General features: G+C 41.0%; 13 protein-coding genes. 2 read left to right on the forward strand and 11 right to left on the reverse strand.

What is annotated here, in order from left to right:
- Positions 1-441: 441 nt before the first annotated feature.
- Positions 442-1,854, forward strand: coding sequence for a hypothetical protein (locus LEP1GSC185_RS08265; RefSeq protein WP_008591675.1), 1,413 nt, complete (start codon positions 442-444; stop codon positions 1,852-1,854).
- A gap of 20 nt (positions 1,855-1,874) precedes the next feature.
- Here the strand turns inward: LEP1GSC185_RS08265 and LEP1GSC185_RS08270 are convergent, their stop codons facing one another.
- From LEP1GSC185_RS08270 to LEP1GSC185_RS08305, 8 genes are all read right to left on the reverse strand, one after another.
- Complete coding sequence (locus LEP1GSC185_RS08270) at positions 1,875-2,687, reverse strand: NADH-quinone oxidoreductase subunit B family protein (RefSeq protein WP_008590259.1); 813 nt, start codon at positions 2,685-2,687, stop codon at positions 1,875-1,877.
- Positions 2,684-4,102 (reverse strand): hydrogenase large subunit, encoded by a 1,419-nt coding sequence (locus LEP1GSC185_RS08275; protein WP_008590731.1) that lies wholly within the window; start codon positions 4,100-4,102, stop codon positions 2,684-2,686. Before LEP1GSC185_RS08275 ends, LEP1GSC185_RS08270 begins: the two co-directional genes overlap by 4 nt.
- Positions 4,099-5,322, reverse strand: coding sequence for a proton-conducting transporter transmembrane domain-containing protein (locus LEP1GSC185_RS08280; RefSeq protein WP_008589971.1), 1,224 nt, complete (start codon positions 5,320-5,322; stop codon positions 4,099-4,101). The genes LEP1GSC185_RS08275 and LEP1GSC185_RS08280 overlap by 4 nt, the downstream gene beginning before the upstream one ends.
- Positions 5,319-5,930: a hypothetical protein gene (locus LEP1GSC185_RS08285; protein WP_008591101.1), complete on the reverse strand. Its 612-nt coding sequence runs from the start codon at positions 5,928-5,930 to the stop codon at positions 5,319-5,321. Before LEP1GSC185_RS08285 ends, LEP1GSC185_RS08280 begins: the two co-directional genes overlap by 4 nt.
- A gap of 2 nt (positions 5,931-5,932) precedes the next feature.
- Positions 5,933-6,823: an NADH-quinone oxidoreductase subunit H gene (locus tag LEP1GSC185_RS08290; RefSeq protein WP_008590958.1), complete on the reverse strand. Its 891-nt coding sequence runs from the start codon at positions 6,821-6,823 to the stop codon at positions 5,933-5,935.
- Positions 6,790-8,511: a proton-conducting transporter transmembrane domain-containing protein gene (locus LEP1GSC185_RS08295; RefSeq protein ID WP_008589598.1), complete on the reverse strand. Its 1,722-nt coding sequence runs from the start codon at positions 8,509-8,511 to the stop codon at positions 6,790-6,792. The genes LEP1GSC185_RS08290 and LEP1GSC185_RS08295 overlap by 34 nt, the downstream gene beginning before the upstream one ends.
- A gap of 13 nt (positions 8,512-8,524) precedes the next feature.
- Positions 8,525-10,456: an alginate export family protein gene (locus tag LEP1GSC185_RS08300; protein WP_008590941.1), complete on the reverse strand. Its 1,932-nt coding sequence runs from the start codon at positions 10,454-10,456 to the stop codon at positions 8,525-8,527.
- Between the two features lie 168 nt (positions 10,457-10,624).
- On the reverse strand, positions 10,625-11,596 hold the full coding sequence (locus LEP1GSC185_RS08305) for a sodium-dependent bicarbonate transport family permease (RefSeq protein WP_008589958.1): 972 nt from the start codon (positions 11,594-11,596) through the stop codon (positions 10,625-10,627).
- 525 nt (positions 11,597-12,121) lie between these two features.
- Here LEP1GSC185_RS08305 and LEP1GSC185_RS08310 point away from each other — a divergent pair.
- The gene (locus tag LEP1GSC185_RS08310) at positions 12,122-13,756 is read left to right on the forward strand and encodes a helix-turn-helix domain-containing protein (protein ID WP_008590329.1); all 1,635 of its coding nucleotides are present in this window, start codon (positions 12,122-12,124) and stop codon (positions 13,754-13,756) included.
- On the opposite strand, the gene ychF is transcribed toward LEP1GSC185_RS08310, so the two are convergent.
- From ychF to LEP1GSC185_RS08325, 3 genes are all read right to left on the reverse strand, one after another.
- Positions 13,753-14,850 carry a redox-regulated ATPase YchF gene (gene ychF, locus LEP1GSC185_RS08315; protein WP_008591240.1) on the reverse strand — a complete coding sequence of 366 codons (1,098 nt, stop codon included), beginning with the start codon at positions 14,848-14,850 and terminating at the stop codon, positions 13,753-13,755. The two genes, LEP1GSC185_RS08310 and ychF, sit on opposite strands and share 4 nt — an antisense overlap.
- A gap of 68 nt (positions 14,851-14,918) precedes the next feature.
- The gene (locus LEP1GSC185_RS08320; RefSeq protein ID WP_008589615.1) at positions 14,919-15,980 is read right to left on the reverse strand and encodes an LIC11612 family fibronectin-binding protein; all 1,062 of its coding nucleotides are present in this window, start codon (positions 15,978-15,980) and stop codon (positions 14,919-14,921) included.
- Entirely contained in the window at positions 15,977-16,645 is a 669-nt protein-coding gene (locus LEP1GSC185_RS08325) for a hypothetical protein (protein ID WP_008590007.1), read from the reverse strand. Before LEP1GSC185_RS08325 ends, LEP1GSC185_RS08320 begins: the two co-directional genes overlap by 4 nt.
- Between the last annotated feature and the right edge of the window lie 81 nt (positions 16,646-16,726).

A 16,726-nucleotide genomic window follows, 5' to 3' on the forward strand; every position in this document is an offset into this window, starting at 1 on the left:
ATTTTTTCGGGTTAAGATGATTCGGTTAAAACCATCTTAATGCGAGATCTTTAGGTAAAAAATCTCGCGGGTCACGCTACTCTATATGTTTTCAAAGATCTTTTAAGATCCCCAAAGAAACTCTCTCTCCCGAGTCGTTCTCCTTCAGGCGTAAAGACCATATTAATTACGTCACTCAACCGGTCAAATAACTTTTGTATTCATTTACTTCGGTTTTTATCTTTTTTTTTGGATTTTTGGAGCAGCGACTTCGGATGTAAATATACTGAATATAAGCTGAAAAAGTTAAAATGAATGCATCTATTTTTATTCAACTTATGACCATTCTTCTGTCTCATAAATAGATTTCCAAGGGACGTGTATTATATTATTTTAGAATTATAAAGAGAAGTTTGCTGGATTGGGAAAGTATTCTACGGACTTAAAGATAGGAGAATTCAATTGGGACCGGCAAAAGAATACATAGATCAATATTTAAAAGAAAATGTTCTGCAATCTGAAACGATCCACAGAATGAAACATGTGATCCGTGAATTTAGTTTAAGAGCTCCTAAGGTGCTGGTCACCAAATGTATAGACGGACGAGTTCACGGAAGCAAGTTAAAAGGGTATCCTGTCACTACGATACGGTTCGGTAGAACGGACGGGAACATTGTTTCCACTAACTTGAATAATTTTTGGTTTTGGAACCGTATTGATAGGGTTGTAAATGACGCGTTATGCAACACACCAGGGGTACCAGCGTTGTTCATTGCATATATGCATAGATCCGATATTCCCGGCTTAGGTTGTGCCGCACACGGAGGGAATGAAGAAGCTGCCCGCGCCGCTATCAAAGAACAGGCGGAAGCAGTCAGGAAAGTTTTTCCGAAAGAACAACTTTATGTGATCGAAGGGATCACAAACACGGATCTGATGTCTGAAACTTTGATATTTGAAAATGGGACGATCGTGGATTCCCAGGAAATCGTTACAAATTTCGGTTTTAACGAACCTTCTGAAATATTTCATTCTGCTTTTTTAAAATACCAAATTAAAGATCCTGCAATTTCCAAAAATGTAGGGTTTAAGACTCCGGAAGAATTGTTTTCAGGAAAGGTTCCTGATTTTTATGCCGATTTCCAGACGTCTCTATCTCTCAAGTCGTTCTTGATACGTGAAATTTCCGCGATCATTTCTTCGGGAGAGATTGAAATTCAAAAATTGATACAGCCTGATCTATTTCTCGCTGTCTATCAAAAACTTTCTGGGATTCAAGATCTCCCTCCTACGCTTCTGCCTAGTCTGTTATATCAAATTATCTGGAATGTCGCTTACACATTGAACCAAAAGCGTAAGCTTTCCAAATTAGCTGCGGAAGAACGTTGGAAACATTTGGACCATGCGGAAGAGTTGATCTGTTACGGAGAAGGTTTCGAACTATTACAGAGAAACAAAGCTGTTCTGGTCAAAACGGGGAGAGGGGATGATACGGATGCACTACTCGTTGCCAAAAAAGTTTTGGAAAGGAACAGGCAGAATGATCCCAAACCCTACCCCGCTATTATCCATTTGAATGTGGAAATATCCGGAGAATTGAGGAGTTGGGAAGATTTTAACGAGAACGTTTCTTCAAGAGTAAATACGATGGTGCGTAATTTGGAGACGGTTTTTCAAAACCAAGAAGTGGTGATCTTGACCACATATTCTTATCTGGATCAAAAAAGATTTTATCCGATCCATACAAAATTGGATCCAAGGATCTCTTATCCTACAGATGTGATCTCCGATATAAACGGAGAAGATAAGTTTTCTGGAATTGGTTTAAAAACGAAGGAAGCGTTTTACGCAGGAGAAATGATCACTTCTACGTAAAACGATCTTCCAAAAGAGATTTAAGATTTAGAGCGTCGTTCCGAAATGAATTTAGAAAGTTCTTCTCTAAAGGAGAACTTCTTCTTGCCCATTAAATATCGGAATGCGCTTACGATTACATCCGGCCTAGGAGGATCTCCTCCAATGAATAGGTCCGGTTCTTTAGGCAATTTTCCTCTTTGGAATAATCCGCCTGAAACAGCTTCGGTTCCGCAGGCGATCAGCGCCTTTGGTCCTGGAGTTGTGTCCCAGGCGACTTGCAGAGGAATTTCCATATTTTGCCCGACTGGACCTGCAAATACGACTGCATCCGAATGTTTGGGTGAAGCAACCACTCTTACCATACTTGCTTCGCTGTCAAAAACAGCGTTAAAACTTGCGTTTATCTCGGCTTCAGTTGCGTTATTCCCGCTTGCCGCCACTTCTCTGTATTGGAAGCCAGTATTTTTGGTGATCTTTCGGAATTGTTTTACGTTTTCGGAAACTTCTTCCTCGTATGCAGCCGGAACTCCATCTACATAACGTACTTTTAATGCTTCTCTGTTTACGGAATATACGTGAACAAAACCGGAATTTTCCAATTGTCCTGAAGAAGCCTCCACACAATGACCGCACTGCAAACATGCACCGTAATCGAAAGTAACTTCCTTGGAAGATAATACTTTTAATCCCCCTGTCGGACAAACCTTCTCTATCGATTTATCCAGATGGAAACCTTTCTTAGAAGATGGTACAGGGATACCTCTCGCATTCGGATTTGTAGGCCCCATTTTTTCGTAATTTAGATTTTTAGCCGGACGAAATATGTTTATGATTTCTTGGATTTGTTTCATAGATCCACTCCCACATAACTGAGGTTGAAAGATTTATTATTCAGAGGAAAGTCCCCGATATTCTCCCCTCTGACTGCAAGTTCCAAGGCATGCCAGTTCAGAACGGAAGGATCTCTCACATAGGCTTCTGAAATGTCTCCGGAAGAATTTAGAGAGAAGGAAACTAAGACCGGGCCTCTCCAACCTTCCACCGAACCGAAATATATTCCCGGTTTCGCTTTGGAAACTTTCGTTTTTTCGAAACTTTCGTATGCTTTATGAAAATTTCTTAATACTGGGATTGCTTTAGTCAGCCAACGTCCACTATTCTTCAATTCTTCGTAACGAAGATAGAATCTAGCCCAGGCATCTCCGGTCATTTGGCCTGCATCTAGATCCAAACTAATGGATTCTCCTGCGAGGGAATAGCTAGGATCATGATGGCGAAGATCTCTGGAATGGCCTGTACATTTTTCCACCATACCGACGAAGCCTAGATCTTTGAGTTGTTTATGAGTGAGTACTCCGCAGATCTGCAGTCTTTCCCTATTAGTGGATTTGTCTGCAGCTCTCTCGAAATGACCTGCCACATCGGAAGTAACGTCTTGGATCCTTTTTGCCAAATCAGTTAAGACGGATTCGGTAAGTTCTTTTTTCAGTCTTACTTTTCCGGGGCTTAATGCTCCCCTTCCGAAACGAGAACCTGTAAGGGCTTCCATTACTCCGAGTGGAACTCCTCTCTGCATCGCGCATACGCCCTGTAGCGGATAATAACCTACGTCACCCGCTATTGCTCCCATATCTCCGATATGTATCGCTATCCTTTCTATTTCCAATAAGACTGTTCTTGCGAAATTTACTTCTTCCGGAACTTGGATACCGTGGGCTTCTTCGAATGCTTTGCTGAATGCGATTGCATATGCGATCGTAGAATCACCAGAAATTGCCTCTGCGTAAGGAGAAATAGAATCCTTGTTTAGGCCTTTCATCTTTTCGAGAAGGCCTCTTTTTTGAAAACCAAGACGAATATCCAAATTTTGGATTTCTTCTCCTTCTACTATAAAACGAAAATGTCCGGGTTCGATCACACCTGCATGGATAGGTCCCACTGCATGTGAATAGTATGAATTCGGAACAGGAACGTTGATCCCTCTATAGACCAAGTCTTTGATCCCAGACTTAGTCAGGAATTTTTCGAGAAGATGTTTTCTATCCTGAGACAGATATCTTTCGTAATCCATAGAAGAATAATCTTCAGGTCCTTGATTTGTTCCGAAGCTATGTCTGAGGACCCAAATCGGGTTGGAATGATCCTCATACAAACTTTTTTCCGCGGTTTTAGAAAGAGTTTCCTTCTGTATTCCTTCCCGAGTTAGCCAGAAACGATGAGTTTGTTTCGTTTCCGAAGTGTGAAAAATTCCGGTAACGTTTTTCATAATACACCTTGTAATAGAAGGTAAAATCCCCAGCATCCAGTGCTGAGAAGAAGTAGAAGTAGGAAAAATCCGTTGGTCATTCTGATCCTAAGAATTGTGGAATGATCTTTTGAAAAAGGTCTTCCTTTGATATTCAACAGTGGTGCAAGTTTGTATAACATAACTCCGAAGAATACGATCCCTAAGATCGGAACTAATATCACGAACGCTTTCCCGCCTATCTGTCCTGCTTTGATCAAAATTATATCCGTCACGAATATCGGCGATCCTGGCATTACAAAAGCTAAGAAGAGCGCAAGAATGAATAGGGACAAAGCAGGTTTATTGATTGAATCCGCCTGTATGATCTTGTGAAGCTCTCTTTTTCCTGCATCCATTCTTACGATCCCCATACTGATGAATAAAAGTGATTTAACTACCAAGTTAGTCGCCATCATGAAAAGGAATGCGGTATCGCTTAAGTCCATCCAAAGAAAGACCGCTAAGGCTCCGGTATGAAAAAGAGCTACTTTTGCGGAAATTCTTCTGATATCGTCTCGATCATATACTGCGAAAATACTTAAGAAAATAGTTAATATCCCTAAAACCAGTAAACCGTCCGCGCCACTGAAAGTATGCGGGAAAAGTTGATGATCTAGGTGAACGAAAGGTCTAAGTGCAAAACAAACGGAGACCGGAATGAACGAGGAAAGTAAGGAAGAGACCTGAGTAGGACTTTCTCCATACGTATCCTCTATCCAAACATGATTTGGGAAAAGCCCGAGTTTAGCGGTGTATCCGAAGATGGCGAGCCAAAGGCCGATCTCCACCCAAATGATTTCAGGATGTGAGGAAGAATTTGCCGCTAAAAATTCAATAGGCTGATTGATCACATGCAAAGAAGAACGGATGAGTATGATCCCTAAGAATGCGATACCTAATCCGAAAGAGTTGATCAATAAAAACTTCCAGGCGATCGGAAACGATTTTACTGTTCTACTGGAAGAGATGAGTAACGCACCTACGAAGGTGGTCGCTTCTATCAAGACCCATTGTAATGTAGTAACTTCTTCGTTCCAATCCCGTATGATCCAGACCGCAAAATTGATCGCGGCACAGATAATAAGCAGTATGGACCAGAAAAGTAAATTGGTCTGGTTCTTTGTAGGAGCTAAAACGTAGGTCAGAAAAATTAGGACGAAGACTCCTGCTCCGATCCCTAAAAGAATATCGAAGTTCATCTGGAAGTTTCCCCCTTATATTGTTCGCTGTTGATCCTAAGAGCCGCACCGGCTCCGAGGATCAAAACTGCATCCAAGAAGGATCCGAATTCGCTTCCTATTGGTACTCCCGATTTTAGAAGTAGTGTCAGTAAGAATGTTCCGTTCTCAAAAATACTGAAACATGCGATTACTCCGATCCAGTTCCTTCTGACAATAAAACCGATCACTCCGATATAGATCAGGAGAAGGACATATAATAAACCGTATTGATGGGATTTTCCGAAGAATGCTGAAACTATGTCCATGAAGAAATAACATGCAGCCGCCCCCGCAAACAAGAGAGCGAGTGTCGGAAGATACCCTACTTTAGGAAAAGTTGATTCAGGAGAATGTATTCTTCTTGCAGTCCAAAATAGAATGATGGGGGTTAAGATCCCTTTGAATACGATTACCATACCTGCCAAAAAAATAGAATGGAATCCGTCACCGCTCTCTTCTTGATAAAGAGGTAGAAGTAAAAGAAAACCCTGAACTCCCAAAAGGATAACTACCCTCTTGAGCCTGTTTTCTAAAAGTATGACCACACCGGTCAGTAAAATGATAAGATAACTAACGTCTGCGCTCATATTTATTTACCTAGCTTCAGAAGAATTCCCAAGATTAGCATGAAGATAAAATTTAATCCTAGTAATTCCGGGATCCAGATCCATTTTCTTCTGGTACTATTTGCTTCCCAATAACCGATTAAGGCCGAAAGAAGAATTGCCCCACCGAAGGAGGCTATTTCTTTCCAGATGGGAACGGAAGACACACCTAAAAAAACTTCAACATGTTCCAATCCTAGTTTGGTCAGAAGTAAGAACAAAGAAGCCGTTTTAAATTGGTGAGCCAGTTCGAAAAATGCTCTAGTTCTTCCGGAAGCTTCTAATAACATCGCTTCATGTACCATCGTAAGCTCTAAGTGAGTTCTTGGATCGTCAAATGGAGGTTTGGCGAGTTCGGAAAGGACGATCAATGTGGCTCCCAGGAAAAATAGGATCGCAAAAGAAATATGTGCGAAGTTTTCATGGAATACTACGTTGGATTCTAATACTACGAGCACTAAGATCAGGATCGGTTCGCCGAAAATGAAAAGAAGAGTTTCTCTTGCCGCTCCCATTCCACCGAAAGAAGTCCCGTTTTCCACAGCATACGCCACGGTTGCAAATCGGATCATTCCGATCAAAAACGGAATCAATAATAAAGAAGCCCATTCGAACGAGACCAAAGACCATAAAACCAATCCGAAAGCAAAAGCGAATATCGCGGAACTTTCCGAGAAAAATCCAGAGAAAGGACCGTCTATCGGACTTTTTTTGATCATTCTAACGGTATCGTAAAACACCTGTAGAACCGGCGCACCTTTTCTACCTTGAGCGTACGCTCTGATCTTTTGGAGAATACCACCGCATAAGAACGGAAGAGATATAAAGGCTAAAATCTGGATCAGAATGCCAAATAAGAAAGTAGCTGTGACCATATGTCTCCCTCCGCAAGACGAACGATGATGATTACGATCAAAATTGATAAGACAGTGAAAGAAGAATAAGTTAAGTCCACCGAGATGGATTCATCATCTGCACCTCTGATCTTAGCTTTCAAAGAAGAGAGTATTCTTAATAAAATTTTAATGAATCCTTTGTCCAATCTGGAATTGCCCGCTTTGTCGGCGAAATATCTACCTAACGGAGCGGCTAGCGGATCGGAAAGAGCCGAACTCGTGATCGCCACTTCCGATCCGCCGAATAAGCCGCCACAATCCCACAGTTTTCTCTCTTTGATCTTATGCCTGAGTCCTAACAACCCTACGCTTAACAGTATAACTAGGCCGATTACGTTCAAGATCCCGATCCCTCTGAACCAGGAAAAATCCAACCATTCTACTCTCACCGCATAATAGTTTGTGAGGCTAAGAATGATCAAAGGTGAGATCAATACCAGGGCGCCGGTTAAGAATAAGGAAACGCTGATCGTCGTATTCTTTCCATGGTCTTCAAAATTTGTGCGCGGTCTTGAAAGAACAAGTCCTAAGAAAAGTTTTAAGTGAGCGGCTGCCCCCACTGCTAAACCGGTGCAGACTAAAATTAGGAGAGGAAGAACAAGTGCCGCACTAGTATCCGCAACTTCTAAAACCGCGGATAATAATTTGATAAATGTGGATTCTGATAAGAAACCAGTAGTCCCGGGAATGGCAAGAAAACTCATAGTTCCGATTGCAGCTAGGAATGTAGGAATTCCACTGATCCTTCCTATCCCCGTGTTTTCATCCGCTCCGGATCTGCCGGATAATTTAGTGAGGTATCCGAAAAATAAGAATTGGAATGTTTTGCTGATGCTGTGGTGAACCAAAGAGATCAGGAAAAGGACCGCAAATGCCTTGCTAAGCATTCTTAAACTTTCCTGCTCACTGGCTTGCCAATAAGCAGAGAGAAGTAAGCTCAACCACAAAAAGTTCATATTTTCCACAGTACTATATGCGATGGATTTTTTAACTTCTCTGCTGAATAATGCAGTGATCCCAGCCCAGAGTACTCCGATTCCGGCTAACGGTATTAGCACGGCTGCGTAATAGGTTCCAGGTAAAAGTGGAAGAGCGAATTTGGAAAATAATACCAGAGGAAGATTGACTAATAATCCTGAGTAAGCTGCGGAAGCATGAGCAGGCGCTCCTGCGTGAGCTTCCGGCAACCAGAAATGGACCCCAAAAAATGCGGACTTGATCAGAAGTCCCAAGATCAGGAAGAATAGCCCCGATCTTGGATCATTCGAAAAGATCCAGAACGTAAAACAGAAGGCGCCGATCCCTCCCGCAGCGACTAACGCAACAAAACTTCGAATGGAGGCATCATTCCATTTGCCTCCAATATAAAGAAGAAAGGCGCTTATTGTAGATAATTCCCAGAAGAGAATGAGCCATAGACTTTTTCCTACCAGGTAACAAATCCCTGTGCTCAGGAAAAAAATGGCGTAGCCAAAAATGACTAACGCCTTTCTTTCTTTTTCATAACCGTATACATATACGGCTATGAAGCTGCCTAATATCGCTTGGAGAGATAACCCAAGACCGATCGAACTATCTTTCCCGAAAAAATCGACTCCGAGCACATTCCCTATTAGGAAAGGTGCAAGCAGAGAAGTTATGACGGATAGATAAGCCAATACTGTCATACGTGTTCCTTTTTTAGAAGCCTGCGTTTACTTGGAAGAAGAACATATGAGCCTGAGAGGCTGTTCCGTTCGCTCCTGTTGCAACTCCTGTGTTTAGATGAAGACCTGCGGATTCAGTTCCAACAGGTTGAAGATTGTAGTGATAGAGAGCGTTTCTCTGATTTTTAACAGCATTCCCTGCTGTTAAGATACCGCCTCCGATCCAGATAGAAACGTAATCATTTACGACGTACATCCAAGTTAAGTCGAACTCGTTGTAAATATTCTTTCCAGTTCCGCCTACGGAGATGGTGGTTTGTCCTACACCGTTACTTTCTGTGGAAGCTCCAGTGTTTGCAGTTCCATTGATCGCATACCATGCATCCTGAGTTTGGACCTTGTTATTGATGATATAAGCGGCATAGAATGTTCCGTAATGGTCGGTCTTATATGAAAAATTGAAGTTATAAGAACTTAAGTTTTTAGTATCAATATTTTCTGATAGACCTGAGACGTTATTCCAATAAGGAAACACTCCGAATCTTGGGTTCGTAAGAGTTTGGAAGGTTCCGTTACTTCCATCCGTACGGTTATTATCGCCGGATGCGTAAGTATATTGGAAACCTGCTCTTAACTTTTCAAAGAAAGTATAACCGGTTTGCAAGATGTGCATGGATCCTGAATATTTTTGGGCTTGGGTGCCGTAACTTTGTCCTGACAATCCCGCAATATTCTGCTGAACGTAAGAATCTAAAAGAGGATCTTTTACGTTTCTTTGTCCGGTGGCGCCACTCTGCCAAGCGCTTTCGAATGCCCAATCCCAAGCTCCCCAGAATCCGTCTTTTGGAAGGTTGTTATTTGCAGTCCTGTTTGTGATCCTGAATCCCGTAGTGATCAGGTCACTTTGCTGTTTTGCCCAAGAGTTATTATAAAGATCTAGATCCGATTTAGCCCCAGCAATCGCTGTCTTTTTTGTCAAAAGGCCGATGGAGTAAACGTCCAAAGTGAACCAATCTTTTGCGGTTACGGAATTATAAGTTCCTACAATGTACTGATCAGGCTGCCCAGGATTCACTACAGTTGATTTTTTAGTAACCGGATCAGTGATAGTAATAGGTGCACTTGCCGAAAGCACTCCGTTCACTCCGTTCTGGTTGGCCGCAATCTTAGTCCCGAAGAAATGGATTTTGTAATTGTCCTGATCGAACATAATACGCGCTCCATCGTAAGACAAACCGTTCATCGTCCAGTTGGCACCACCAAGTAATCTCTGATCGCCATAGGCTAAAATTTGTCTACCTACTTGAACCTTAGCATCCAAAGGAAGTTTTTTCAAAATAATAAAAGCTTCTCGGAGGGTAGTTTGGCTTGGAATAGTGGTCCCGGATCCCGCAGCAGGATTACTAGTTGTAGTTGCTCCCGCTCCATCAAAAACGTTCGCACGAACGTCGCCTACGCTTGCCGGGGTTTCTCCTCCCCAAACTCTCGCGTCTTGGAATGTAACTTTTGCCGAGAAATAAGGACTTGGATCGATGATGAAAAATACCTGAGAGGTCTGCATCGCTCTGGAGGTATAACCTTTATTCGATTTATCGAATGCTAGGTTATAGCGGTCCTCGTATCTAGGGCGAATATAGGCGCCTATTCTGATCCAGTCGTTCAACCATGCTTTTTTACGGTTTGCTACTTTTTTGCCTAGCTCAGGCTCGAAAAAAGTACTTCTTGTAAAATCAGGAGTTAAACCGCTGGATTTCATTGTAGAAACATAACTGTCTTCCTCCTCCGCCATAGTTTTTTGAGGGGTTGCAGTTGTTGGAGTTGGAGCAGGTTCCGCAGTTACGGTGCCTTTATTGGCTCCTTGAGAGAATACGCTTTGAGATCCGACCGCCAAAAACAACAAAATAAAGCTTATTTTGCGAATCGATCGAATTTGGTAGATTATCTTTATAAATTGAAGTGGTTTCATATGGGTTCTCCGCGTTTTATTTGTCCCAAATATTAGAAATTCATTCTAAAATTTAAAACCGGATACAAAATCCCCAAGTTTTGGGGATTGTCCAAAGAATTTTACGTTTTTTTTAATTAAGCAAAAATAAACCCTCCGAGAAAAACTCCCGGAGGGAAATAAAATACCCTACATGATAGCTTTAACTAAGTAGTGATACAATGGGATTCCGAGGATGATATTGATCGGGAATACAATGGATAATGCCACCGTAAGATAAATACTCGGATTTGCTTCCGGGATCATGTCCTTCATTGCTGCAGGAACAGCGATGTAAGAAGCGGAAGCACAAAGAACTACGAACATCAGCGCATCACCTTCCGGCATATGGATTAATTTAGTAAGAAGTAAGCCAACGCTTGCATTGATCACCATTAATATGATCGCAGCAGCGATCAGGAAGAATCCTACGTGGGTAAGTTCTTTGAATCTTTTTGCCGCAGAAATTCCCATATCTAAAAGGAAGAATGTTAGGATTCCTTTGAATAAATCCTCGGTAAACGGTTTCTCTGCGTTCCAGCCGCTGTCTCCAGTCAGGTAACCTACGATCAAAGCGCCTACTAAAAGATAGATGGAAGATCCAAATAGCGCTTCGTGAAGAAGTGCTTTCCAGTTGATAGATCCGCCGCCGTTTGCTTTATTTTTGGAAAGTCTGTCCAGGATAACCGCGATTACGATCGCTGGAGACTCCATAAGAGCCATACCGGCTACGATAAAACCACCGTATTCGATGTTTAAATTATGAAGATAAGCGCCTGCAGTTACGAAGGTTACCGCACTGATCGATCCAAAAGATCCAGCCAAGGCGGCGGCGTTATGCTTCTCTAATTTGATCTTAAGAATATAATACGCGTAGATCGGCACCAAAGTGGCCATTACGCTACATGCCAATAGAGTCAATGCATGTTCGGAACTAAAAGGTGTCTTGTAAAGCTCGTGGCCTCCCTTGAATCCGATCGCGAAAAGTAAATACATCGAAAAGAATTTCGAAAGAGCCTCAGGGATCACCAAATCCGATTTGAAGATGATGACTCCCATTCCTAAAAAGAAGAACAGTACTGGTGGGTTAAGTATGTTCTGTATAATCGCCGAATCTGCCATTTGGTTTTTTCTCCTCGGGTTTTGTTGTCCAGGTTTCCCGACTTTTTTAGTTCCCTTCCTAAGTAGGAGACGAACTTATATAATACAAGACCTTCCAAACTTATAAAATTGGACACTAAAAAATTCTGATTTAGTAAAAATTTTCTAGGAATTATACCTTTGGACTTTTTGTGCTTAATTTATCAGCAGAAGAATTGGAAATTGTGGAGTTAATGACAGCCTGGCATCATACTTTAGGTTTAATTTAGAAATGAAATTTGAATTAGTTTTTTCTATGAGATTCATAGAAAAAACTAATCAATGCCCCTCTATTCCAAGCACATTAATACCTCTGAAAATTCGTCCGACCGTTCGGCTTAAAAAATTCCAAGATTATAAAGTTAGATAGATGAATTTAGGTTTTTGGAATTTCTTATAATTTTGAACGAAATTCGACCTGCGTATTGTTTTTGGCAAAAAATAAGATGACTGGGGAAAAATACCTGGTATCCTACCTGGAAAGGGATTCTCTGGTATTAGGCTTAAATGAAAAAATCCAGTTACAGGGTCCGAAATCCTTTCTACTCTAATGTATATTTTCGATTTCTGATTCTATTCTGTTTAGGTGCCATTGGAGTAAATTTTTTAAGCGCAGCCCCCACTCTTCCCTCTGCGGATATCATTCGTTTAACCCCTTCTTCCCCTGTAGAGAACATCAGCTCAAAAATGGAATATAGGTACAGGGGATACCAGTTCCGCCATTGTAAGCCGGAAACAATTTCCTCTTTGTACCAGTTAGAATGGCATCATAATGCCGGTAATGTTTTACGTTTAAAAAGAAGCCAATCCGGAAATTGGCTTAGATTCAAGCTTTCCAATGATGGAAAGGAGCAACTTCATCGGACTCTGGTCTTATTTTGGTTGAATGTTCCGGATGCGGAACTTTGTTCTGTGGATTCCAAAGGAAATTTCGAGGCGGGTTTTGCTGGTTACGATCTGGATCCCATCTGGAACGATTTTATTTCTCCACTTCCTCACTTCAATATACGTTTGGAGCCTAAGGAAGAAAGAACCTTCTACCTTTATGTACTATCCAACGAGGATATCAACTATCCGGTTCGATTATTATCGGAAGATGATTATATGGTAATCGTAAGATTGCGATCGGTTTTGTTTTTAAGCGTAGGATTCGTACTTTTATTGGCGTTTGTTTATAATTTATATCTGTATTTCAAAAGTAGAAAGGCATTATTTTTGGCCTTGCCTTTGCATCTGATCTCAGTGGGCGCCACGCTATATTTTTTACATGGAAAGGAGTTTGCCTCCATTGTAGGAAATGAGAACAACCTATTCCGTCATAATTATTTCCTGTTTTTAGGGATCACTCATATAGCTTTCTTCTTCTATTTGGCAGCTTGGAATAAGGAAAATTCAGGTGTAGTCTATAGATCTCCGTTTTTCTGGTTGGTTTGTTTTGCAGGGATCTTGTATCCTCTTATCCCGCTTTACCAATTCTGGTACGATCATAGGATCTTAGTCTTAGTACTGAATTACGGATGTATGCTGTTCTATTTCGGAAAGACACATATTTCTTCCATACGCAACAACACTATCTACGAAATGTTCTTTATCTCAGTTTGGGGGATTTTCCTCCTTCTGGACCTATACAAAACGATTTTCCATTTCGATTTCTATCCTTATAACAGAATGGCAGTATATGGGGTATTGTATTATCTTCCCCCTTTGACCGTGTTCGTATCCTTATTATCCAGAGAGATATTGAGAAAAAAAGAAGAAGAAGGTTCCAACCGTAAAACGCATCTGTCTTCCTTGGATGTGAAAGATTTTGTGACAAAAATAGAATCTTTGTTGGAAAAAGAAAAAATCTATCTGACCAAGTCTCTGAAAGAAGAACATATGGCCAAAGAACTTGGGATCAATATCCATCAGCTTTCCGAGTTGATTAATACAGAATTTAAGACCAATTTCCCATCTTTGATCAATCAATATAGGGTAGAAGAAGCTAAGGTTCTATTGAACCAGTTCCCGGACGAGAACACAACCGAGATAGGTGCAAAGGCTGGATTTAGTTCCAGGTCGGCTTTCTATCTGGAATTCAAAAAGTTAACCGGAACTAATCCGAATTCTTATCGTAAAGAAAGTAGCGGTAAACGTACCTAAGCGTTTACTCTAAAGAATATAACGTCTCCATCTTGAACGATATATTCTTTTCCCTCTATCCTGAGTTTGCCTTCTTCTTTTACTTTGTTCGGGCTTCCTGTTCTATCAAGGTCTTCGAACTTCATTACTTCTGCGCGAACAAACCCTTTTTCGAAATCTGAGTGGATTACGGATGCTGCGATCGGACCAGTGCTTCCCACCCCTGTGGTCCAGGCTCTCGCTTCTACTTCTCCAGCCGTGAAAAATGTCACAAGTCCCAGAAGTTTATAAGCAGCTTGGATCATTCTGTCTAATCCACTGCTTGTTTCTCCGATCTCGCTTAAGAATTCTAATTGTTCTTCTTTACTCAGACCTGAAATTTCTTCTTCAAATTTTCCGCAGAGAGTAACGACTTCCGCACCTTCTGCTTGGGCCATTTTTTTTACCGATTCCACGATCGGATTTTCTTTAGCGATGGCGGCTTTATCCGTAATATTTGCCACGTAAAGAACCGGCTTAGAAGTGATCAGGTTGAATGTTTTTACTAATTTTTGTTCTTCCGGTTTGATATCAGCGAGTCTTGCAGGTTTTCCTTCTTTCAAAACAGCCATGATCTTATCTAAAAGTGCGGAAGCTTCTTGCGCTTCTTTATTTCCTGCTTTTGCGTTTCTGGAAATTTTTTGGTACTGCTTCTCGACGGATTCTAGATCCGCAAAAATGAGTTCCATGGTGACTACTTGTGCGTCTTCCACCGGATCGATTTTGCCGTGGACGTGAGTGATATTTTCGTCTTCGAATGCGCGGACCACATGACAGATCGCATCCACTTCACGGACATGAGAGAGAAATTTATTTCCAAGACCTTCCCCTTGGCTCGCTCCTTTTACAAGTCCTGCGATATCCACGAATTCCATGATTGCAGGAACTTTCTTTTGGGGTTTGTAAATTTCTACGAGCCTGTCCAGTCTTGCGTCCGGAACTTCTACAATACCTTTGTTCGGTTCGATCGTACAAAACGGATAGTTTTGCATTTCGGCACCTGCCTTGGTCAATGCGTTAAATATGGTTGATTTTCCTACGTTTGGAAGTCCTACGATCCCGCAATTCAAGCTCATACAGTCAATTTTTGAAAGAAAGAGAATCTGTAAATTCGTTTAGATTTACAGATTGAAATATGAAGTCCTTATTCTAAGATCCAGGACTTATTCGATTCTTTGGAATTTAAGGTCTGGACTTCTTCATTTATCCGGATCAGTCTTCCGTTCCTAAAAAATAACTCTAAAACACTGATCTTTAAAGAATCGGGAGTGGCCCCGCATCCAAAGCTATACTCTCCATTAAAAAAACGCAAAGCTCGTGGAGAAGATAAAAGAACGATAGAAGGCAAGGTGTCCGAAAGTTCCTTTTTAAAATTGGCTAATCCTTCTGCGATCTGGTTCGGATCTTCTTTTGGTTTTTCGCTCGGATCTTGGGCGAGTAAGAAATGGAATATTTGCGATTCGGAGGTTTTAGAGAATTGGGTCTTAAAATCGGAGGTCCAATAAGACGGTTTTTTTTCATCTTCTTGTAGTGATTCCAAAGAAGGAGAATAGAATACGAAGTTCAGTCCACCTTCTTCCTGTACGGTTAAAATTCCGGGAGGGATCACAGGTTGCTTTTTAGCGGCAAGTTTAGGCGCCTTCTTCTTGGATTTTTTCTTCTTAGAAACTTTTGTTTTGGTTTCCGGAGTTTGTATTTTCGGTTTTGGATCTTCCTGGGTTGTAGGAGCCAATTTCTCTGGTTGCTCCGGATTTGCTTTAGTTGCCGTGCTATCGGTCTCTTTATTTTTTCGTTTTACTATCTTCTTCTTTTTTGGCTTTTTATTAGAAGTTTTGGCAATTTCCTTTTGTGGAAGTACAGAATGATGGCCCGTAAAGATGATCTCTGCACCTAAACTTTTTTTTAGTCTTTCGACTTCGTTTGAAGTTTTAGGTAAATAAGGGGCAGAGACAAGTAGGATTGCCCCTCCTCCTTCTTGGATCTTTTGCTGTTTGTATCTTTTATACCAAATACCTAAAGTTCTTTCGAAATCAAATGGAGTTTCTTTTTCGGATTGTAACGGGCAATAAACCACTAATCCTATAGGAGAATCTTTTCTTTCCGAGGAAGATGACTGAGTCCGGAGAGAAGGTCCTAAAACAATTAGGACCGCTAAAACAATTAGCGCGCCTAATTTTTTGATCTCGAATTTCGGGATAAAATTCATTTGGAGTTAGAGTATTGAAAAACTTCTTTTCTTAAATTTTGAAAGTACTTTTGGAAAAGTTTTTGTTCTTTTTCCCTAAATTCAGATGTTCTATATTCGAATTTAGTATCCATTTTGGAAAGTTGGGAATCCATTTCGGAAAGATGGGATTCTTCTTCCTTGATGATACCTTTTACGGAAATCCCGATATTCTTTTGGTCCAAAATTTGGTCATAAGTTTCGTAGATTAACCCCGCTCTTTCTTCTATTAATTTTGTGACATATAGATAGCAAAGGAAGGATTTTGTATGTTTTGGAAAATTTTCCGCTTTAAAAGATCTTTCTACGGAAAGATCTAATTTTTGGAAATAGGAAACTGCAGAGTATCCGCAGAGTAAGGAATCCTTTTCGAAATTTTGAGTGCTCGAAGGTTTTATTTTTAACGCTAATTTTTTAAAATAAGCGGCATGTCTTGCTTCCTCCGAAGCATGTCTTAAGACCATTTCGGAGAGTGCGGCACCGGATTGACTCGTATGAATTTTGCGAGAACCGATATGTTCCAAAAGAGAAAGAGTGTTTAACCATTTAAAATGAAGTTCGTTAGAAGATACGATCTCAGTTAACAAAGAATCGATCTCTTCGGAAGAAACGTTTGGATTCGGCCTGGTATCCGTGTTTTGGATCATAGATACGAGGATTTCTTCTGGAGGTCAAAAAATCATCCATTTTCGTTTTGGTTCTAAAAAATCTGTTTTCTAACTAACAGT

Source organism: Leptospira licerasiae serovar Varillal str. VAR 010 (assembly GCF_000244755.1).
In the GTDB taxonomy this organism is placed as follows: domain Bacteria; phylum Spirochaetota; class Leptospiria; order Leptospirales; family Leptospiraceae; genus Leptospira_B; species Leptospira_B licerasiae.